This is a genomic window from Haladaptatus sp. R4, assembly GCF_001625445.1.
Classification (GTDB): domain Archaea; phylum Halobacteriota; class Halobacteria; order Halobacteriales; family Haladaptataceae; genus Haladaptatus.
Genome location: NZ_LWHG01000034.1, coordinates 46952 through 67089 on the forward strand (window position 1 = coordinate 46952; position 20138 = coordinate 67089).

Annotated in this window: 18 protein-coding genes and 6 pseudogenes; 7 read left to right on the plus strand and 17 right to left on the minus strand. The window is 62.7% G+C overall.

Features of this window, described 5'->3' with window-relative positions; translation table 11 throughout:
• Nucleotides 1-72 precede the first annotated feature (72 nt).
• Both A4G99_RS23700 and A4G99_RS28220 read right to left on the minus strand, forming a co-directional pair.
• Nucleotides 73-1041 carry a thermonuclease family protein gene (locus A4G99_RS23700; RefSeq protein WP_066148846.1) on the minus strand — a complete coding sequence of 323 codons (969 nt, stop codon included), beginning with the start codon at nucleotides 1039-1041 and terminating at the stop codon, nucleotides 73-75.
• Nucleotides 1042-1133: 92 nt separating this feature from the next.
• Nucleotides 1134-1601, minus strand: a complete 468-nt coding sequence (locus A4G99_RS28220) for an HpcH/HpaI aldolase/citrate lyase family protein (RefSeq protein WP_255359202.1) — start codon at nucleotides 1599-1601, stop codon at nucleotides 1134-1136.
• A gap of 158 nt (nucleotides 1602-1759) precedes the next feature.
• On the opposite strand from A4G99_RS28220, the gene A4G99_RS28225 reads away from it, so the two are divergent.
• From A4G99_RS28225 to A4G99_RS28235, 4 genes are all read left to right on the plus strand, one after another.
• Complete coding sequence (locus A4G99_RS28225) at nucleotides 1760-2092, plus strand: hypothetical protein (protein ID WP_223302211.1); 333 nt, start codon at nucleotides 1760-1762, stop codon at nucleotides 2090-2092.
• 28 nt (nucleotides 2093-2120) lie between these two features.
• Nucleotides 2121-2909 carry a winged helix-turn-helix domain-containing protein gene (locus A4G99_RS23715; RefSeq protein ID WP_066148850.1) on the plus strand — a complete coding sequence of 263 codons (789 nt, stop codon included), beginning with the start codon at nucleotides 2121-2123 and terminating at the stop codon, nucleotides 2907-2909.
• A 176-nt stretch (nucleotides 2910-3085) separates the two neighbouring features.
• The gene (locus A4G99_RS28230) at nucleotides 3086-3841 is read left to right on the plus strand and encodes an FAD-binding oxidoreductase (protein WP_223302212.1); all 756 of its coding nucleotides are present in this window, start codon (nucleotides 3086-3088) and stop codon (nucleotides 3839-3841) included.
• Nucleotides 3724-4485, plus strand: a complete 762-nt coding sequence (locus tag A4G99_RS28235; protein ID WP_223302213.1) for a BBE domain-containing protein — start codon at nucleotides 3724-3726, stop codon at nucleotides 4483-4485. The genes A4G99_RS28230 and A4G99_RS28235 overlap by 118 nt, the downstream gene beginning before the upstream one ends.
• 208 nt (nucleotides 4486-4693) lie before the next feature.
• Here A4G99_RS28235 and A4G99_RS29600 read toward each other — a convergent pair whose 3' ends face one another.
• The 7 genes and pseudogenes from A4G99_RS29600 to A4G99_RS23740 all read right to left on the minus strand — a co-directional run bounded on the left by A4G99_RS29600 (nucleotide 4694) and on the right by A4G99_RS23740 (nucleotide 8861).
• Nucleotides 4694-5137 carry an FAD-binding domain-containing protein gene (locus tag A4G99_RS29600; protein ID WP_342764566.1) on the minus strand — a complete coding sequence of 148 codons (444 nt, stop codon included), beginning with the start codon at nucleotides 5135-5137 and terminating at the stop codon, nucleotides 4694-4696.
• Nucleotides 5086-5631 (minus strand): annotated as a pseudogene (locus A4G99_RS29605) (FAD-binding domain-containing protein); the annotation flags it as partial. The pseudogene A4G99_RS29605 and the gene A4G99_RS29600, both read right to left, overlap by 52 nt.
• Nucleotides 5573-5887: a deoxyribodipyrimidine photo-lyase gene (locus tag A4G99_RS29205; RefSeq protein WP_255359212.1), complete on the minus strand. Its 315-nt coding sequence runs from the start codon at nucleotides 5885-5887 to the stop codon at nucleotides 5573-5575. The pseudogene A4G99_RS29605 and the gene A4G99_RS29205, both read right to left, overlap by 59 nt.
• A 103-nt stretch (nucleotides 5888-5990) precedes the next feature.
• Nucleotides 5991-6200: pseudogene (locus A4G99_RS29210) on the minus strand (deoxyribodipyrimidine photo-lyase); the annotation flags it as partial.
• Between the two features lie 9 nt (nucleotides 6201-6209).
• Nucleotides 6210-6995: an HAD-IIA family hydrolase gene (locus A4G99_RS23730; RefSeq protein ID WP_066148852.1), complete on the minus strand. Its 786-nt coding sequence runs from the start codon at nucleotides 6993-6995 to the stop codon at nucleotides 6210-6212.
• A 64-nt stretch (nucleotides 6996-7059) separates the two neighbouring features.
• Nucleotides 7060-7908: an ABC transporter permease gene (locus A4G99_RS23735; protein WP_066148854.1), complete on the minus strand. Its 849-nt coding sequence runs from the start codon at nucleotides 7906-7908 to the stop codon at nucleotides 7060-7062.
• The gene (locus A4G99_RS23740) at nucleotides 7905-8861 is read right to left on the minus strand and encodes an ABC transporter ATP-binding protein (RefSeq protein WP_066148856.1); all 957 of its coding nucleotides are present in this window, start codon (nucleotides 8859-8861) and stop codon (nucleotides 7905-7907) included. Before A4G99_RS23740 ends, A4G99_RS23735 begins: the two co-directional genes overlap by 4 nt.
• 233 nt (nucleotides 8862-9094) lie before the next feature.
• Between A4G99_RS23740 and A4G99_RS23745 the strand changes: the two genes are divergently transcribed.
• Nucleotides 9095-9784, plus strand: coding sequence for a hypothetical protein (locus A4G99_RS23745; protein WP_066148858.1), 690 nt, complete (start codon nucleotides 9095-9097; stop codon nucleotides 9782-9784).
• Between the two features lie 38 nt (nucleotides 9785-9822).
• Nucleotides 9823-11502 carry a TrkA family potassium uptake protein gene (locus tag A4G99_RS23750; protein ID WP_066148860.1) on the plus strand — a complete coding sequence of 560 codons (1680 nt, stop codon included), beginning with the start codon at nucleotides 9823-9825 and terminating at the stop codon, nucleotides 11500-11502.
• Nucleotides 11503-11531: 29 nt separating this feature from the next.
• Here A4G99_RS23750 and A4G99_RS23755 read toward each other — a convergent pair whose 3' ends face one another.
• On the minus strand, nucleotides 11532-13028 hold the full coding sequence (locus A4G99_RS23755) for a stage II sporulation protein M (protein WP_066148861.1): 1497 nt from the start codon (nucleotides 13026-13028) through the stop codon (nucleotides 11532-11534).
• Between the two features lie 148 nt (nucleotides 13029-13176).
• Nucleotides 13177-13299, minus strand: a complete 123-nt coding sequence (locus A4G99_RS29215) for a hypothetical protein (protein ID WP_255359204.1) — start codon at nucleotides 13297-13299, stop codon at nucleotides 13177-13179.
• Nucleotides 13300-13440: 141 nt separating this feature from the next.
• Between A4G99_RS29215 and A4G99_RS26345 the strand changes: the two genes are divergently transcribed.
• Nucleotides 13441-13596, plus strand: a complete 156-nt coding sequence (locus tag A4G99_RS26345; protein ID WP_190303880.1) for a hypothetical protein — start codon at nucleotides 13441-13443, stop codon at nucleotides 13594-13596.
• Between the two features lie 6 nt (nucleotides 13597-13602).
• On the opposite strand, the pseudogene A4G99_RS23760 reads toward A4G99_RS26345, so the two are convergent.
• The 6 genes and pseudogenes from A4G99_RS23760 to A4G99_RS23785 all read right to left on the minus strand — a co-directional run bounded on the left by A4G99_RS23760 (nucleotide 13603) and on the right by A4G99_RS23785 (nucleotide 19814).
• Nucleotides 13603-14621, minus strand: a pseudogene (locus tag A4G99_RS23760) (3-oxoacyl-ACP synthase).
• Nucleotides 14618-15773: pseudogene (locus A4G99_RS23765) on the minus strand (branched-chain amino acid ABC transporter permease). The pseudogenes A4G99_RS23760 and A4G99_RS23765 overlap by 4 nt, the downstream one beginning before the upstream one ends.
• A gap of 124 nt (nucleotides 15774-15897) precedes the next feature.
• Nucleotides 15898-16933: pseudogene (locus A4G99_RS23770) on the minus strand (branched-chain amino acid ABC transporter permease).
• On the minus strand, nucleotides 16930-17628 hold the full coding sequence (locus tag A4G99_RS23775; protein ID WP_066148863.1) for an ABC transporter ATP-binding protein: 699 nt from the start codon (nucleotides 17626-17628) through the stop codon (nucleotides 16930-16932). The pseudogene A4G99_RS23770 and the gene A4G99_RS23775 overlap by 4 nt, the downstream one beginning before the upstream one ends.
• Nucleotides 17625-18391, minus strand: a pseudogene (locus A4G99_RS23780) (ABC transporter ATP-binding protein). The gene A4G99_RS23775 and the pseudogene A4G99_RS23780 overlap by 4 nt, the downstream one beginning before the upstream one ends.
• A 1-nt stretch (nucleotide 18392) precedes the next feature.
• Complete coding sequence (locus A4G99_RS23785; protein ID WP_066148864.1) at nucleotides 18393-19814, minus strand: ABC transporter substrate-binding protein; 1422 nt, start codon at nucleotides 19812-19814, stop codon at nucleotides 18393-18395.
• Between the last annotated feature and the right edge of the window lie 324 nt (nucleotides 19815-20138).

Sequence of the window (20138 nt, forward strand, 5' to 3'; positions counted from 1 at the left end):
TTTTATATATTTGATTATATTTATGTTGTGTTCGTTTCAGTGAGATATTGTATCAATAGCAGCTCTCCGGAGCTATTTCCCGTCGGAGTCGCTCGTTTCCGGCGGAACGTCGGCGAGTTGGTCGATGGACTCGACGACGATTTCAGGGTTGCCATCTTCCTCCGGGTACTGCTTCACCGTCCCCGTGACGAACGCGTAGCTTCGATTGGGGCGCTGTACCGACTCGCCGTCCGATTTGGCGATGTACCGTTTTTCCATCAGCGAGATGAGTCGCTGGCCGCCCTCCGTTTCCAGCGCGTTCGGGAGGAACAGTTGGAATGGCTGCTCTTTCGAACCGATCTTGACGATGGCGTGTTTCTCCCCGGCGCGCTCGTAACCGTCGAGTTCGGTGAAGACGGTGAGTTCGTCCCCGACGCTGTTTTCGATCCGGTGGTAGTCCTGTCGGGTATCGAGTATCGATTCGTCGTCGGTCGCGCTTCGATACCGACGTACAATCTCCGCGCGCAGCGTCCACCACGAACGAAGCGGTTCGTACTCGCGCATCACCGAACCGTTGACTTTCGACTGGTTCCAGACGCCGATGTCGTCGGCTTGGGCGTTCTGCTCCGCGTCACGATACCGCCGGTGGTGGTCGTCGAAGACGGCGTAGCCGTACTTCGTGAAATACGGGCTGTACCCCTTCCGGATCATGTGTTCCTGATAATCCTCGCCATCGACGTGGACGTAGACGAGCGGCCGACCGTAGTTGCCCCGGTAGCGACGAAGACATTCGTCGATGGATTCCGTCCCCGGGAACTCGATGGTGATCGAAGACCCCTCCGGAACCAACCCTTTGGCGTGTTCCTTGGCCTTCTCACCCCACGGCGTCTTCGGCTTTCCGACACCGGCGTGCGTTTCCTCGGTGTCGAGTCCGAGAATGCGGAGGTTCACGAGGTCGGACTCCCCCGTCGTCGCCTCGTCGAAGTGGACTTTGAAGGTGTCCCCGTCGATGACCGTTGCTACCTCGACTTCGAGCGTCGTCCCGGCGGTATTGGCTGCCATGTTCGAACACGTATACCACCCGAAGGACCATTTATTTTTCCTTTGTTTTAGTGAAATAATTCCCCTCGATTCGTGACTCCGACGAGTCGCCGTTACCCGTCTAGGAACTCCTCGATGCCGGTGCGCATGAAACTCAGGTCGGCCCCGAGGAGGAAGAATTGGAAGCCACGGTTCGACCGCTCCGTCAGAGTGGTCGGCGTTCGACCCGCGATGCCCGGGTACACGCCGTTGGCCTCGGCCGCCTCGAACACCCGCTGAACGGCCTCCGTCACGGTGGGATGGTCCTTTTCGCCCGGATATCCGTACGCGGACGAGAGGTCGTTTTCGCCGATGAACGCGACGTCGATGCCGTCGACGGCGAGGATGTCCTCGACCGATTCGACCGCCGACGGCGACTCGATTTGGACGACGACGAGCGTCTCGTCGTTCGCGGTCTCGACGTAGTCGTCGAACCGTTCCCCGTACTCGTTCGCCCGTGTGGTTCCGGCGACGCCCCGCTCCCCGACCGGCGGGAAGTGGGTGGCACGAACGACCCGTTCCGCGTCCGCGGCGGATTCCACGCCGGGGACGATGACACCCTGCGCCCCGGAATCGAGGGCGTGTTTCGCCCCGCGAGACGGTCGTTTCGACCGACGAAAGCCGGACGAGTGGCGTCGCGTGGGGTTCGACGGCCCGAATCAACGCCTCGACGCGTTCGGGCGAATGGGGCGCGTGTTCGGTGTCGACGGCGACCCAATCGACGTCGGTTCGTGCGACGACTTCGGCCGCACGCGTGCTGCGCGAGAGAAGCCACGCGCCGACGACGTCGTCACCGCCTTCGAGCGTCCGCAGTGTTCGATTCACGGGAGCCATTTCCGAACTGTTGCGAGGCGGAGCACAAAAAGGGACGTATCGAGTCGAGTGGGGCGACGGTCCGATGATTCGATGGTTCGACGGTCCGATGGTTCGATGGTTCGATGGTTCGATGGTTCGATGGTTCGATGGTTCGATGGTTCGACAGTTCCGCTTCCGTCCCGCCCGCTGTCGATTCGGACGAGCGACCCCACACTGAGATATACTGTTCGGTGCTAACTATAACCATGGGAACTGCGCTCGACGAGATAGAGTTTCTCGTACGGTCGGAACACCGCGTCGTGGCACTCGACGCGCTTGCCGAGCGTCCGCGCAGTCGGGACGACCTACGGGCACTGACCGGTGCGTCGTCCTCGACTATCGGGCGCACGCTCCACGAGTTCGAAGTTCGCGGCTGGATTCGCCGGGACGGCCGTCAGCATCGGGCGACGTCGGACGGGTTGTTCGTCGCGGGGGAGGTCACGACCCTGCTCGATCGGATCGAAACGAGACAGCGGTTGCGCGACGTCGCGCGCTGGCTTCCAGCGGAGAAACTCGGCATCTCGATGGAATCGTTTGCCGACGCCGTCGTCACGGTCGCCGACGACGACGACCCGTACGAACCCGTGCGTCGCTACGACGAGTTGATAGCGGACGCGGGGACGATGCGGGCGTTCGGAACGGCGACGCTCAAATCCGCCAACGCCGGGACCTTGTATCGGAACGTCCGCGAGGGGATGACCACCGAGATAATCTATCCGCCACCCATCGTTGAAGCCATACTGGAGTGGTCGCCGACGGCGGCCAAGAAGGGGTTGGAAGGGGGCAACCTCACCATCCTGATGCACGACGCGCTCCCGTGTGGTCTCACCCTCTTCGACGACCGCGTCGCCCTCACGGGTTACGACCCGGATACCGGCATGTTACGGGCGGTCGTCGATACGAACTCGCCCGAGGCGCGGGAGTGGGCGGAAGCGCTCTATGAATCCTATCGGGACGAGGCCCGACCGCTCGGTCCCGACCTCCTCGAAGCGTAGTAACGGACGGCCGCCGTGAGGGCCTCGGATCGAGACCGCGGCCCGCTACTGGGTTTGGCTCTATCCGTGCAACCACCGACTCGCTTGCAGGCCCTGCAAGCGACCCACCACGTGCGAGAATTTCACTAGATAGCTACATTTTTGTCCACGGTCTTTTTTCCACACGGGAGGGAATCATGGCGACTGACAGTCAACCGGTAGACAAAGCGGTAATCGAGGAGTTCAAACGGCGTTCCGGCGGGGACGTGTTTCAACCGGACGACGGGACGGAGTACGACGAAGCGCGCGTGATCTACAACGCGATGATAGACAGGCATCCGCAGTTGATAGCCCGTTGTGACACCGTGGACGACGTGATCACGGCCGTGGAGTTCGCCCGCGAAAACGAGATGGAGGTGGCGATTCGGAGCGGCGGTCACAACGGTGCGGGACTGGCGCTGGTGGACGACGGACTCGTCATCGACCTGTCGAACATGACCGATATCAGCGTCGATGCCGAGGAGCGGACCGTGCGCGTCGAACCGGGCTGTACGTGGAGCGACGTCGATAGGGCGACGCACGAGCACGGACTGGCGACGGTGAGCGGCGTCATCTCCACCACCGGCGTCGCCGGGCTTACCCTCGGCGGCGGTCACGGCTATCTGACCCGGAAGTACGGGCTGACCATCGACAACCTGCTCGGCGCGGACGTCGTGCTCGCCGACGGGCGACTGGTTCACGCCAGCGAGGACGAGCACTCGGATCTGTTCTGGGCAATCCGCGGCGGCGGCGGCAACTTCGGCGTCGTCACGGCGTTCGATTCGAACTGCACCCGGTGGACACCGTCGTCGCCGGGCCGACCTTCTGGCCCATCGACGAACTCGAAGACACCATGCGCTGGTACCGCGAGTGGCTTCCGAACGCGCCGGAGGACGTGTACGCGTTTTATCTGATCGCGGAAGTGCCGGGAGAGCCGTTCCCGGAGGAGATACACGGCGAGAAGGTGTGCGGGGTGATGTGGTGTTACCTGGGTGACCCGGACGACATCGACGGCGTGCTACGACCCGCACACGACGTCGCCGAACCGCTGTTCGAACACGTCGGTGAGATGCCCTACCCGGCGCTCCAGAGCATGTTCGACGACCTCTACCCGCCGGGCGATCAGTGGTACTGGAAGGGCGACTTCGTCCACGACCTGACCGACGAGGCCATCGACGAACACCGACGCTTCGCGGAGGTTCCGACCCCGCAGTCCGGGATGCACCTGTATCCGGTCAATGGCGCGGCCCACCGCCCCGAACCGGACGAAACGGCGTGGTCGAACCGCGACGCCACGTGGTCGATGGTCATCTTTGGCGTGGACGGGGACCCGGCGAAAAAAGACGAGATAACAGACTGGGCACGGGGGTACTGGGAGGCAACCCACCCGCACTCGATGGGTGGTGCGTACGTCAACTTCATGATGGAAGAGGGGAAGGATAGGGTCCAGACGACCTACGGAGACAATTACGAACGACTCCAAGAAATCAAAGCGAAGTACGACCCCGAGAACTTCTTCCACGTCAACCAGAACATCGAACCGCTCGCGGAGGGGTGACGGCGGTCGCTCGACGGGGGGCGACATCGATCCCCTCGACCCACGAGCGCGTTCGTAACACGATGATATGAGTACAGTTGAACAGATGAACAACTATTCAACTATCGTCGCTCCTGGAATTCATCCGTAAGCTCTTGATCACGACCCCGGCGTTCATCCGTAGCCTCTCGAAATTGACCGCACAAAAGGCGAGGTGGTCTACGATCCCTCACTCGTTCGACCCGAGCCACCGGGTCAGCGGTTCCGGGTAGTCCTCGCCGAGCGTGACGCCGTATCGCTCCTGTTCGTCGGGAGACAGAGTCCACGGTTCGTGGGCCTTCTCGCCCGGCACACCGTCGAGTTCCGGGAGCCAGTATTTGACGTACGTCGCGTCGGGGTCGTACCGCTCGGCCTGCCACCTCGACGTCGAACGAGCGGTTCCGCGAGCGTTGCCGACGCCCGCGATGTACGCCCAGTTGCCGTAGTTGCTCGCCGGGTCGTAGTCCACGAGTTTCGTCTCGAAGTAGGCCGCGCCCTTCCGCCAGTCGATTCGGAGGTCGTCGCCAGCACGCTGGCGACGTTCTGTCGTCCCCGGTTCGACATGTACCCAGTTTCGTTCAACTCGCGCATGTTCGCGTCCACGAACGGGATGCCGGTTTCGCCGCGTTTCCACCGCTCGAACTCCTCCTCGCTCTCCCCGTCGGTCCCGCTCCGCCAATCGATGTCGGCCCGACGGCGAATCCCGTCACGTTCGAACGGCCGATTTCCGTGCTTTTCGAACTGGAACTGGAAGAAATCGCGCCACAGCAGTTCGAACGCGAGCCAGTACGTCGATTCGTTCTCGACACGCTCGCGCTCGTAGCGTTCGACGGCTTCGTACACCGTCCTGGGCGACAGACAGCCCAGATTGAGCCACGGCGAGAGTTTCGAGGAGTAATCGGATCCCAACAACCCGTTTCGGGTCTCCTTGTACTCCCGCAACCGGTCGCGCTTCCAGACGTAGCGTTCCAATCGTTCGAGACCCGCGGTTTCGCCGCCTTCGAACCGAAGGACCGCACGCTCGTCCGATGGCGTCGGTTCGACATCGAGCGCTTCGAAGGTGGGTATCTCACCGGGAACGAGCGCCCCGGCGGGAGCGGACGCGTCCGCTTCCGCCGCCGTCCCCACCTCCCGGAATCAGCGGAAGCGTCGACGGCGCTTCGACCGTGGGACGAACCGTCGCGTCCGAATTTTCGACCGTTCGCCGAAACGGAGTGAACGTGTCCTCGATTCGGGCGACCGGGACGGGCAAGTCGTCCGGATGATACAGCGTGTGGCCCCGGAACGATTCGATATCGGGATTCGTTTCGGTCCTTTTCAGTCGGGCCGTCACCGTCCGTTCGACGGCGCGTTCCTCCGGGGTTGGGGCGGCCTGAAAGCTCACGGAGTCGGCGTCGATGGCCGACGCGAGTTCCGGGACGACCGTTTTCGGTCGGTTCGTGACGAACGAGCAGTTCGGACCCCAACTCGCGGAGCGACGTTCGGAGGTCGGCGACGCTCTCCCGGAGGAATCGCGTCCGGTGGCCTCCCGTCTTCTCGTACCGAAACGAGTTCGTCCCCCCGTACTCCCGCGAACCGAACTCCCGCGGATCGAAACAGTACACACAGCAGAGTCGCTCGGCCTCGGTCGCGGCGGCGAGTGCGTGATTGTCCCGAACTCGGAGGTCGGTTCGAAACCAAACGAGCGCGGTTTCCATGCACCCGATTCAGTCCGCGAGCACTTCGTCTATCTCCCTAACTGAGTCGATTACGTGGTCAGGCTGAATCTCCGATCCGGCGAGCACGTCCGGTGACGTCACGCCCGAACGGACCAGCACCGTCGTTGCGCCGATTTCCTCGCCGAGAGCGATGTCCGTGTCCAGTCTGTCGCCGACGACGAGGCAGTCCTCCGCCGAAACGCCGAGATGGGACAACGCGGCCCGCCCCGCGTCTGGCGACGGTTTGCCGAGGACGTGGTCCGGTTCCCTGCCCGCGACGCCCGCGATGGCGTTGATGATGGCCCCCGAACCCGGGACGAGTCGCTCGTGGACCGGAATCGTCACGTCCGGGTCGGTGCCGACGAACGGGACGTCGCCTTCGAGCGCCCAGAGCGCGGCGGTGAGGTCGTCGTAGTCGAATTCGCGGTCGATGGAGGCGACGACGAGTTCGGCGTCGTCAGGGTCCTCACACACCACGAACCCGCGTTCTTCGAGCAGTTCGGAGAGATACCCCTCGCCGACGACGAGGGCGTCGTGTCCCTCGTACTCGGCTTCGAGGAATTCGGCCGTGACGAGCGCCGACGTGAGCACGTTGGCGTCGTCGATGGCGATGTCGGCGGCGGCAAGCCGTGAGACGTAGTGTTCCGGCGGTTGCGTCGGATTGTTCGAGAAGAACAGAAGGTTCGTTCCCTGGTTTCGAAGCGTTCGAACGGCCTCGGACGCACCGGGGACGCCGTTGTTTCCCCTGACGAGCGTCCCGTCCACGTCGAGAATCGCGCCACGATAGCGGGTCATTTGGTGGGACAACGGACCGGGGGATGTTGAGTCGTCCGGTGAGATGACGGTCGAACGTGACCCGTCAACGTAACTCGGCGGTCCGGAACTTGGCGAACCCGGCAAGGAGGAACGCGGCGGACCATGCGAACAACGTGAGAACGTTCCGTCCCGTCTGTCGGTACATATCGTCCATCTTATCGGGAGGGATCGAGGGAAGTCGTCGGTAGTGATTCCCGACATCCACGTACATCGCGGCGGTCGAACCGCTGTACGCCTTCCACGGGGTGAGGTTCCGTATGGCCTCTCGCGTCGTGTCCGAGACTGGCGTTCCGAGAACGTGACCGATCCCGGTGAGGAGCGTTTCGAGGTTCACGAACGGGACGAAGTTCCCCCAGAACGGGACCAGAAAAAAGTAGACACCGACGGCCGCTACCATCGCCGTCGTCCGACTAGCGACGAGCGCGGACAGGGCGAGGTAGATACTCACAAACGAGCAGAGATACAGTGCCGTCGCGGCCGCGAATACCGCGAATCGACCGGGATCCGGCCCCTTCGTGAACGTCGCGGCGGCGACGACGAAACCGAGGAGGACGCCACAAACGACGGCGATCAGGACGAGACAAAGCCGCGAGAGCAGCTTCCCCGCGAAGTATTCGGCGCGACCGTTGGGGAGCCCCATCGTAAACTTGATTCGACCGCTCGCGAGGTCGCCGACGATGCACTGGTACACGAGCGGTGCCACCAGAATCGGCCCGAGGACGATGACAACCTCCGTCACGTCGAACAGCGTCCGATACGGGTCGTCGTACACCCCTGACTCGGCGACGAAAGTGAGCGAAATGAGCGCGATCAGCACCGCAACGACGCCGACCACCAACCGCGACCCGACGGCGTTTCGGAAGTCGTCCCGCGCGACCGTTCCGACGGTCACAGCCGCTCACCGCCACTGACTGCGGCCTCCGTGCGGGTCGGGTCGCCCGCTGGTTCGTCGCCGTCGGTAAACGCCTCGAACAGCGATTCCAGCGACGAATCCGCCGTGTCGAAGTTTCGAACCGTCGTTAGCTCGTCCAACCGAACCAGCGCCCGGATCTTCGCCTCCGTCCGAGCGCAGACGATGTGGACACTCTCCCCGGAAATCGTCGCGTCCGTCACTCCTTCGACGCAACGGATGTCTTCGAGATCTGGAACCCTCTCGACCGTCGCTTCGACTGCGCAGGTTCCCAGTCGTTCGCGGAGGTTGCCGATTGAGTCGGTCGCGACGAGCGACCCGTCGCGCATGATTCCGACTCGGTCACAAACCTGTTCGACGTGATCGAGGATGTGTGAGGAGAAAAATACGGTCGCACCACGCTCGTTCTCTACCCGAATCGCCTCCCGAAGGAGTTTGATGCCGTTCGGGTCGAGTCCGCCGGACGGTTCGTCCAAAACGAGCAGATCAGGTTCGCCGACGAGCGCGATTCCCAACGCCAACCGCTGAGTCATGCCTTTGGAGTAGCCGCCAGCGTTCCGCGCCGCTTGTTCGGGAGAGAGGCCGACCCTGCCGAGGATGGTGTCGGGGTCGTCGTCGGCACCTTTCGTCCGAATCGCGGAATCGATGTGCTGTCGTCCGGTGAGGTTTTCGTACGGTTCGAACCCGTCCGTCAGGAGACCGGTCCGGGAGCGGACCGCTTTCGCGTCGGTCGTCGGGTCCGCTCCTAGAACACGAACTTCGCCACTGGTCGGGGTCAGAAACCCGAGTAGCACGTCGATAGTCGTCGATTTTCCCGCGCCATTTGGCCCGAGAAATCCGAACACGGATCCATCCTCGACCGAGAGGTTGAGGTCGGTGACCGCGTTCACGTCCCCATATCGCTTGCAGAATCCGTTCGTTTCGATTGTGAACATTCGAGTTACAGTCTCCGCAGTTCCGTACTAAATGGGCCACACCGTTCACCGGCGGATTCCAACGGGATATAGCTATACCTTCCTCTGAAGCGCTCTACCGACCGAATATCGCGTGTTCAGAGAGTCCGAGATTCGTCAGCGGGGGACTGAAAAACCGGGTGTATGACGATATACGACGTTGAGAACGACGCAACGAGCGATGGATATAACAGACGTACTGACTATAATCGAATATGACACGAAAGTCCGCCTCGCTGCTGACGAAGACACAGCGACGCCGGATTCGGAACCAGTTCGCGGATCTCGACGAGGAGAAGCGACGCCGAGATCAACGGCGGGTTCGGGAACGAATCGAGTCGGGAGTTCTCGATTTCCAGTTGCTTGCTGACTACCCGGACGAACAGCTCTCGATGGCGGTCGATTCGACGGACGACGAAGAACTACAAGACGCACTGGCGGATGCGTATCTCACCGTCGAGCGCCTCCGTGAACTTCGTGGAATCGACCGGGAAGAGCTGATCTCCACTGCTCGTACCTGTAGCGAGGAGGTTACCGCCGACGGGACGCACACGGACGTCGAATCGCTCCACCGACTCGATCTGCGCACCGAAACCGAAACGGAACGCGAGACGGCGGCCGAAGTAAGCGACCGGTTGCAGATGGACCGTTGGGTGAAGCGCGCGAACGCCGCCATGGGCATTGGTGGCGTTGCTATCGGCATCAGCACCCTGTTTTGGCTCTCGGATCAGCTCCTCGGGACGAAGTTGTGGCGAGGCGGCTTCGATGAGGTTCAGCAAATTCTCTTTCTCCTCATTTTCGTCGGTGTGGTGGGGTGGTCGCTCATCATGGGATATCACCTGCTGATGAACGTTACGATTCCCTCGTTCCGGAGTCGGCTACGTGACTCAGGGGAGTCCGTGTGACGGCAGAATAAAGGCACCTGACTGACAGTCTTAGGACAATGGTTTCGCGACCGCGACGCGTTCCGTTCACCGTGTTCCCCGAAGTGTCACGGCAGCGACGACGGGCGTTTCTCTATCTCGCTTCGTTTGCCGGGGTCATCGTGCTGTACACCGTCGCGTACATGTGGGGGATGGAGACGTACGAAGGGGTACATCGGACCGCGCTGGAGGCGTTCGGTATCGTCATCGAGACGTTCACGACCACGGGGTTCGGCGTCGATGCTTCGAAATGGACGACGCCGCAGATGCACCTGCTCATGGTGGCGATGCAGATCTCCGGAGTACTGCTCATCTTCATGGCGCTCCCGGTGTTCGTCGCGCCGTGGGTACAGGAAGCGCTGCGGGTGAGTCCCCCGACGGTCATCGACGACGTGGATGATCACGTCGTCATCTGTGGGTATTCGCCGCGCGCCGAGACGCTCATCGACGAGTTTCAGTCGTGGGACAGGGAGTTCGTCGTCGTCGTCCGCGACCGGGACGAGGCGCTCGACCTGTACGAGGCGAACATCCCGGTCGTCCACGGCGACCCGGAGTCAGCCGACACGCTCCGAAACGTCCACGTCGAGGACGCCTACGCCGTCGTCGCCGACGCGACAGACGAACAGAACGCGAGTATCGCGCTCGCCGTCCGCGAGGTGTCCGAGACGGTCCGGATCATCAGCCTCGTGGAGAACCCGGATTTGGCGAACTACCTCCGCTACGCCGGGGCGGATCAAGTGTTCTCGCCGCGACACCTGCTCGGCCACAGCCTCGCCGAAAAGGTCACGGCGTCGGTGACGGCGGACCTCGGCGAAACCGTCACCATCGGAGAGGACTTCGAAATCCTGGAGCTATCGATCCAGGCCGGGTCGGAAATCGCGGGCAGAAAGCTCGCGGAGAGCGGCGTTCGGGAACGAACCGGCGCGAGCATCATCGGTCTGTGGCGACGCGGGGAGTTTCAGAGTTCGCCCTCGCCGACGACCGAACTGGACGAGAACACGATTCTGCTCGCCGCCGGGCGGGAACAGCAACTCGAACGGCTGAAGGAGATGACCATCTCGGACGGCCGCGGTCCCACCCGCGGGTCGATAATCGTCGCCGGATACGGGGAAGTCGGTTCGACGGTCGAGGAGGCGATGGAGGAGAAATCGATGCGGACGACCGTCGTGGACAGGGAGGACAAAGACGGCGTGGACGTGCTCGGCGACGTACGGAACGAGGACGTGCTCCTCGAAGCGGGGGTCGAGTACGCCAACGCGATCATCTTCGCGTTGGCGGACGACACGACGACCATCTTCGCCACGCTCATCGCCCGGGAACTCGCTCCCGGGGTCGAAATCGTCGCCCGCGCCAACGAGACGGACAACATCGGAAAGTTGTACAGCGCGGGCGCGGACTACGTCTTGGCCCTCGAAACGGTGAGCGGGCGAATGCTCGCCTCGACGATACTCGAAGGCGAGGAGATCATCTCCCCCGACAAACAGATCGAAATCCTGCGGACGACCGCACCACGGATAGCGGGCCAAACCCTCCGGGACGCCGCCGTCAGAACGCGAACCGGGTGCACCGTCATCGCAGTCGAGCGCGACGGCGAGGTCATCACCGACCTCGGACCGGATTTCGTCGTTCGCGCGGACGACCAACTCATCATCGCCGGTACCGACGAGGACACGAACGAGTTCGCCGAAATCGCACAGTAATTTGGTCGAAATTCGACGGGTACGCCGTCTCACACGATGCGCGCGGCGACCCACCACGTCACGAACGCCTCGATGAACGCCGCGACGATGAAGACGGGGAGCAGTCCGAGCACGACGTAGTAGGCCCTGACGAGTTCGTCGGAGAACTCCTCGACCGACGTTCGGCCCCGAACGTACGACCACGAGACGCCGCCGAGATGGAGACCGAGCGCGCCCGCGACCGACAGGCCGGGGATTTCGATGACGCCGTGCGGAAGGATGAGGGCGAGCGCGAGCGTCGGGTTCGGGAGCAAGCCGACGACCGCGCCGACGACCGCGCCGTTGAACAGGACCGTGACGAGGGTCGGAACGCCGAATCCGATCCCGGCGAAGGCCGCCGAGATGGCGACCAACCAGTTGTTCGCGGCGATTTTGACGAACACGTCCACCGGAATCGTGCCGAAGACGTTGGTGGTTAGGTCGGGACGCACGCTCCGGAGCGTGAACGGTTGCGCCGCGAACCACCCGCCGACGCCGCCGAGCGCGAACAACCCGAGCGTGACGAGAAACAGGAGTGGTTTCCGTGCGAGAAACGACCTGAGTTCGTGAAGCCCGCGGGCGAACGCGCCGCGAAGCGACCCACGACCCGTCGAAAGCGTCGGTTCTGCATCGAGATACACCGCCGTCTTCAACACGCTCAGCGCGGGTAACAAAAAGAAAAGCAGGATGATACCCGAGACGCGACTGACGCCGACGAGTCCGAACCCGGCCGTCACGAAGGCGAACACGCCGAACAACCCGACGGCGATGATGATGTACGCCGCGGTGCGCGCCACGTTGTGCCGGACGAACCCGCCGCTTCGACGGATTCCGGTCCAGATACCGACGTCGTCGATGACGATGGCCTGCGGGACGAACATGAACAGCAGGTAGACCACGAGGGAGACGACGAGAAATACGAGGAAGAGGACGAGGCCTCCGAGGAGGGTGACCGCGGTCGAATCCGCCTGTGCGAGGACCGAGAGAAACACGAAGGCGAGGAAAGCGACTCCGAAGGCGACGGAGACGACGACGAACGCCGCCAGTCTGGCGAGCGAGAGTAGGAGGAACCTCGTCGCGTCCTCGCCTGCTCCGACGACACCGGCCGGGACGGGTCGCTCGTTTCGCAGGGCGGCCGTCACCGCGTGGACTTGGGCCGCACCGACGACGGCACGAGCGACGAACACGGCGACCAATGCCAGCAACATGGACACGACGAGAATGAGGATGACCTCGGGTGTGAGAAGGCCTTGGAGTGCGTCCGCCAATCGATTTGCCCCCTCGGGATTCGTTCCGGCATTCGCCAGGTCCGTGTGTCTGAGCGCGGTGACCACGGTGTCGAGACGCCCCGTTCCGGCGAGAAGCAGGTAACACAGCACCAACCCGAGGATCGGAAACGTCTGGGCGATCAAGTTGATGCTCGAACCGGCGAGAAAGAACGGGAGGACGGTCGCCGGGCGGCCGAAGAGGATCGACCGGGCCGACGAGCTAGCGTCGCGGAGTTTCATATATCCCCACATCTCATTCGAATTAAATATGTTTGGCGGTGGTCGGTCGCCCCGGGCGGAATCCGAACGGACGAACTCCGCCAGTTCGTCCGTTTCCCTGACAGGGTTTCACCGGTCGTAACGTCGTTTTTCCGAAAGTAGTCCGACCCTACAGCGTTTCGAGCGAGAAGTTGGCGAGGCGGAGCGTCCCGTATTCGATCGATCGGCGACCGAACGCGCGGCACGGGAGGACGGCACCACCGACGACGACGGTGAGGGCGGCGACGATCACACCGACGGCGCGCGGCCGCCGGATGGGACGTCCACACGGACAAGTTATCCGATTAGTCAGCTCGGTACTTCGATTCACACCGTCCCTGTCGGGTGGTTATCGGGCGTATAATAAAGAGAGATGAGGTATCATATTGATTTGATGAGCACCTTTGAAATCAACTGGCGGCGGGCGGGACACGAAGCGAGCCAGGCGGACGGCGAAACGAAGCACGCTGACGAAGAGGAGACGTCCCGTCGGTCCTATTCACTCCGTGCCCTGCTTCCCGGTCCGTACGTTCGCTATCCGAAGAAGTGAGGAGGATTACCGCTCGCCGTGCCAGTCGAGCACCGTCGCCGCCCACGTGTAGCCGGTTCCGGCCGCGAGGAAGCAAACGACGTCCCCCGCCTCCAGTAGGTCGTTTTCGAGTCCCGCATCGAGTGCGAGTATCTGATCCACGCTTTGGACGTGTCCGAACTCGTCCAGATAGTAGTTTTCCGCGTCGAGCGTCGAACAGAGGTAGTCGTGGAACGACCGCTTCATGTGCGTGAGCGCCACGAAATCCAACTCGTCCCGCTCGTAGTCCGACCGCGAGAGCGCGGTGTCGGCCACAGAGAGGAAGTTGTCGAGGCTCACCTCCGCCAGTCGCTCCTTCATGCCGTCCGGGTCGGCACGTCCAAGGTGTGAAGGCCCGCCCGCACCGTCGCCTCGCTCGACAGGTTGCGCGACCCGCCCGCGGGCATGACGACGTCCTCGGAAAAACTGCCGTCCGTGACGGCGGCGCTCTCACGAACCGTGGCGAGCGGGTCCTCCGGTGACGCTTCGAGCACCATTGCACACGCGCCGCTCCCGAAGTTGAACATAAACGAGGAGTCCTCGTTCCCGTAGTCCACGAGGTCCTCCTCCCGACTCGCGGAGACGAGCAGGATTCGTTCGACGTGGTCCGCGACGAGCATCGACTTCGCCTGCCGGATGGCGATAGGCGCGCCAGCACAGAGCGCGTAGCTCTCGCTGGCGAACGCGCCATCGGCACCGATTCGCTCCGCGACGTTCGCGGCGGCGCTCCAGACGACGAAGTCCTTGAACTCGCTGCCGTGATACAGCACGGCGTCGAGTTCCGACGCCTCGATTTCGGCGCAATCGAGCGCTTTCACTGCGGCGTTCACGCACATGTCCGTCGCGTGGTCGCCGTCGGGCGGACAGACGTGCTTTTCACGCACGCCCATCTTCTCGACGACGACGTCCTCGGGAATGCCGCTCTCGCGGGCGATTTCTGCGCCCGTCACGGTGTTCTCGGGGACGTAGAGTCCGTAGCCGGTGAGTCCGACGGTCGTATCCGTCATCGTAAATACCTCCGAACGTGTTCGGGAAGTGTCTTCGCAACCGGACCGCCGAGGCGGTCACGCAGGGTGCCGAGCAGTCCGTCGGGGACGAAGAGCACGAACAGCACGAACAGCGCGCCGACGTACAGGTCGGCGTGGCCGTTCAGGAACGTCTCGATGGCTCCCTGGACCGTCAACCCGTTGTAAATCTCGGTTCCCATCGTTCCCGCGCCGAGGTGGGTCCTGAGGTACGGCAGGAGTCCGCCGCCCTCGCCCGCCTTCGAGAGGAACTCGCGGAACGTCTCGTCGAACAACTGCCCGTACAGCGGTCCGGCGAGCGTTCCGAACCCGCCGATGATCGATGCCAACAGCGCGTCCCCGGCCACGAGGAAGTTGAACGACCCGTCGGGCGACACGTTTCGCTGGTAACCTGCGAGCAGGCCGCCCGCGACGGCCGCGAAGAACGCGCTGATGGCGAACGCGCCGAGTTTGTAGCGGAAGGTGTCGTAGCCCACCGCAATCGCGCGCTCCTCGTTCTCGCGGATGGCGATCATCACTTTTCCGAACGGCGAGTGGATGATTCGCTGCATGGCGAAGTAGCAGACGAGCACCACCAGACCGACTATGTAGTAGGACACCTCGGTCTGCCCGAGGTGGACGAATCCCAACGTCACCTCGTCGCCGGTCAACGACCCGATGGCGAGGTTCAGCGCATCGACGCCCGGCACGCCGACGTTGAGACCATTCGCGCCGCTCAGGAAGATTCCGTCGTGCGGGTTCGACCCGACGTAGTCCCACCCGCTGATGAAGACGTACAACACCTGCGCGAAGCCAAGGGTGATCATGGCGAAGTAGACGCCCGTCAGTCGGAACGACACCGCCCCGATTGCCAGCGCGAGCGAGACGCCACGAGTCCGCCGACGACCAGCGAATCATGAACGGCGTGTTCGACGGCAGGAACGGGACCTTGTCGTTCGCGGTGAGGACGACGAAGTACGCGCCGGTGCCGTAGAACGCGGCGTGGCCGAACGACAGGTAGCCGGTGTAGCCGCTGATGAAGTCGAACGACATGGCGAACAGGCCGAAGTAGAACACCGGAATCATCGTCTCGACCTGCGGGAGGACCGTCGCCGCCTCCGTCCCGAACGGCGAGTTCACCAACAGCGTGTAGATTCCGGGATAGGCCGCGAGGACGAGGATGACGGCGAAGTGGACGGTGTGGTCGCGGGCATACTCCGCCACCCACGAGGTGTCCGTTTCCCTCGATACCGTTTGTCCGTCGGTCCCGGTTTCGGTGCTAATGGCCCCCCACCTCCTCGACGCCGAACAGTCCCTGCGGGCGCAGAACCAACACGACCACGAGGATGAGGAAGACAGTCATCTCCGGCAGTCCGGCGAAGTCGATGGCGTTGACGAACCACCACGACATCACCGCATCGACCAACCCGACAATCAGTGCGGCGACGACGGTCCCCCGGAACGTTCCGACTCACGACGATGACGACGACGAACGCCGGAAGCAACGCTTGTCGAAGCGACCGAACGCTCGCACCCCATTTCGGATCCCACATCAGCAGGACGCCCGCGATTCCGGCCAATCCGGTGCCGAGCGCGAAGACGACGGTGAACACCCGGCGAACGTCGATGCCGAGCGCTTCGGTCATCTCCGCGTCCTCGCTGCCCGCTCGGATGACGAGGCCGTAGCGGGTCCGGGTCAGGAAGGCCCAGATTCCGGCGACCGTGAGGACGCCGAACGCGATTTCGAAGAGGGCGAGGCCGTTCACCGAAATCCCGGCGAAGCCGACCTGCGTGGTCAGGAATCCGGGTTTCGTTGCGAAGGCGTCCTGCCACGCAGTCTGCGGTTGCATGCCGTAGAACTGGACGACGATGCGGGCGAGTTCGTCCAACACCAGCGTCAGCCCGAACGTCAACAGAATCTGGTACACCGGCGGTCTGTCGTACAGTTTGCGAATGAGGCCGACTTCGACGGTCGTCCCCAACCCGGCCAGCAGACCGAAGGTGACGACGACGGCGACGAAGAAGGCGCCCATCTGGGTGAGCGAACTGCTCCCCGCCGAAACGAGCACGACCATTATCACCCCCCCGAGGTACGCGCCGAGCATCGTCAGCGACCCGTGGGCGAAGTTCAACACGCCCATCAGGCCGAAGATGAGGGTCAGACCGCTCGCAATCATCACGTACAGCGCGGCCTTGGCGAGACCCTGAACGAACACCGACGCGAGGGTCGATGGGTCGAGGAAGTCACCCAGTGCGCTGCCGAAGTTGGCAAGCGGGACGAGCGGAACGAGCGGAGCGACTGTTTGGAAAATCATGCGGAGAGATACCTCCTGAGTCGCTCGTCGTCCATCGAGACGTCGTTCGAGTCACCCGATTCGACGACGCGTCCGTTGTCCAACACGTAAAATCGGTCCGCGAGGTCGAGCGCCAGCGGGAGGTTCTGCTCGACCAACAGGATCGTGGTGTCGGTCGCCGCCTCGGCCAGCGCCTCGGCGACGGCCTCCACGATGAGCGGGGCGAGTCCCTCGCTCGGTTCGTCCACCAGCAGAATCTCGTTGTCGCCGACGAGTCCGCGGGCGAGGGCCAACATCTGCTGTTGGCCCCCGCTGAGATTTCCGGCCTCGCGGTCGCGGTGCTCTTCGAGGGCGGGGAACGTCTCGAACGCCACGGCGAGCGCGTCGTCCACGTCGTTCCCTTTCGGCACCGCGACGCGGACGTTCTCCTCGACCGTGAGTTGGGTGAAGATACGTCGTTCCTCGGGAATCCAACCGATTCCCATCTCGGCGACTTCGTGGGTCCCCTTGCCGACGAGTTCGGTCCCGCGGAACCGAACGCTGCCCCGTCGCGGGGGATTCAGTTGGAGGATGGTGCGGAGCGTCGTCGTCTTGCCGACGCCGTTTCTGCCGACGAGGGCGACGACTTCGCCTTCCTCGATGTCCATCGAAACGCCCTCCAGAACGTGGCTTTCGCCGTAGTAGGTGTGGGCGTCTTCGACCGAAAGCAGGCTCACGCGATACCCTCCTCGGTCTCGTAGCCGCCGAGATACGCCTTCTGCACCCGTTCGTCGTCGCGCACCGATTCGGGAGGAGCGTCGGCGATGACCGAGCCCTGATTCAACACGACGATGCGGTCGCTGACTCGCATCACGATGTCCATGTTGTGTTCGACCAGCAGAACGGCGTGGTCTTCCGCCACGTCTCGATGAGGTCGATGATCGTTCCGACGCTCTCCGAGGAGACGCCCGCGTTCGGTTCGTCAAGCAGGAGGACGTCGGGGTCACCCGCGAGCGCGACGGCGACTTCCAACTGCCGGGTCTGCCCGTGGCTCAGGTTTTGTGCCGTCGTGTCCGCGAACTCCGAGAGTTCGACGCGTTCCAGAATCCGGTGGGCTTGCTCCGTGTGTTCCGGAAACGCGCGCGTATTCCGCCACGCGTTGGCCGACCCGTTGCCGTGGGCCTGGACTGCCACGCGAACGTTTTCGAGGACGGAACTCGTCGGGAAGACGTTCGTTATCTGGTAGGATCGGTGCAGTCCCAACCGCGCCGTCTCGTGCGGCGGCGTATCGGTGATATCTCGCCACGACCCGTTCGTTCGAAACTCGATACTGCCCTCGCTCGGTGTGAGGACGCCCGTTAACAGGTTGAAAAACGTCGTCTTTCCGGCACCGTTCGGGCCGATGAGCGAACAGAGTTCGTCCTCTTCGAGCGAGAAATCCACGTCATCGACGGCGTCGAGGCCGCCGAATCGCCGCGTCAGCCCCGTGGTTCGGAGCATGTTAGAGCGAGCAGGACATGCCGCTCGCGTCCTTCGGGATGGTCGCCTCCTCGCCGTCGATGGTGGCGAGCGGCTTTCCGGGCATGACGGCGGCGTCCCAGCTATCCGCCCACTCGTCCGTCGTCGGAACCGGGTTGGCGACGGTCATCGAGGAGCGGGCCTGATTGTTGTACTTCTGGAAGACGTAGCCGTCCTCTCCCTTCGGCGTGTCCTTCACGGTCATGCCGCGCATGGCGTCCGCGATGTCGGTTCCCTTCGTGGACCCGCTCTCGCGGACGCCCTGCACGATGGCCGACGCCGCGGTGAACGTTCCCGAGGTGAACAGGTCGGGGACGACGCCGTAGGCTTTGGTGTACGAATCGACGAACGAGGAGTTGATGTCGTTGTCGTACTGGTTCCAGTGGTAGCGGGTCGTGAACGGTCCGAGCTTCGTTTTTTCGATCTTCTCCTTCGTCAACGGTTTGCCGATGACTTTCTGCATCGTCTGGCCGACGACCTGGTTCGTGATCTGGGTCGCAAAGCCACCGAAGACGCGGTAATCGTAGTCGCCGGAGAGGTACTCGGTGAACAGGTTCGGCAGCGTGGCGACGGTGAACCCGCCGACGATTCCCTGTGCGCCCGCCTTTTGCGCGTTGTCGAGCAGGCCCTTCCACTCGGAGTGACCCTGCGGGACGAACTTCTTGCCGACTATTTCCACGCCCTCGTCCTTCAGGACCTGTTCGTAGTTGTTCACGACGGCCTTGCCGAAACTGTAGTCCGCGCCGAACAGGTACACCTTCTTCACGTCCGTCTGCGTCGCGACGTACTTCCCGCCGCTCCGGGCGTCCATCGCGGTGTTCTCGCTCGCGCGGAAGACGAGGTTGTTGCACGTTTCGCCGTTCGAGGTGATGTCCGCGGACGCCGCGGGACCGGCGATGTACGGGACGCCAGCCGTTTTCGCCACCGTCTTGATGACCGTCGTCGCCGAGGACGACGACGCACACCCGAACAGCATGTCCACGTCCTGGTCCTTGACGAGGTTCGTCGCCAACTTCTGTGCCGTCGCCTGTTTGAACTTCGTGTCACGGACGTACAGTTCGAAATCCACGTCGCCGACCGAGACGGTTGTCTTCCCGGTCTTGACGCCGGTCTTCGGCTTCGCGTCGGCTTTGTACGCCAGACCGGACAGAAAGCCCCACAGGCTCTGTTGTCCGTAGTACTTCAGGCTCCCTGAAATCGGTTGGAGTACACCGACCTTGACCGTTCCCGATACGTCCTTCATCGTCGTTTTACCTCCCGTTCCAGCATCGTTACCATCTTTCGAGTCGCTCGTTGTATCGTTGTTGTCATCGTTTCCGTTTCCGGTACACCCTGCCAGTCCAGCGATGCCGACCGCACCCGCCGCCGTGAGGACGTTGCGCCGTGTCAGTCTCCGGTTCGTCATACCATCTATACCGGGTGCGAGAAGTGGCAAATACTGCTGGGTTAACATGTGAACTGACTGGCGCATGGGAGTGGGAAACGGCACTGATCGCCGACTCCCTCGATTACTGGTTTCGAGGAAAACGGTCTCGTAAGCAACCATCCATCCCGAATAAACAAGCGTGATATATGCAAATAAACTCGAATTTAATTACACAATTAGAAAGCCAAAAAACTGAATGGGGCGGATGGAATACAATAATCCGTCGGGGCATCACTCCATGATTGTGGTTGAATCGATTCGCTCTCCCGACAACCGTGAGAAGCGCTCATGTGCACCCAATGG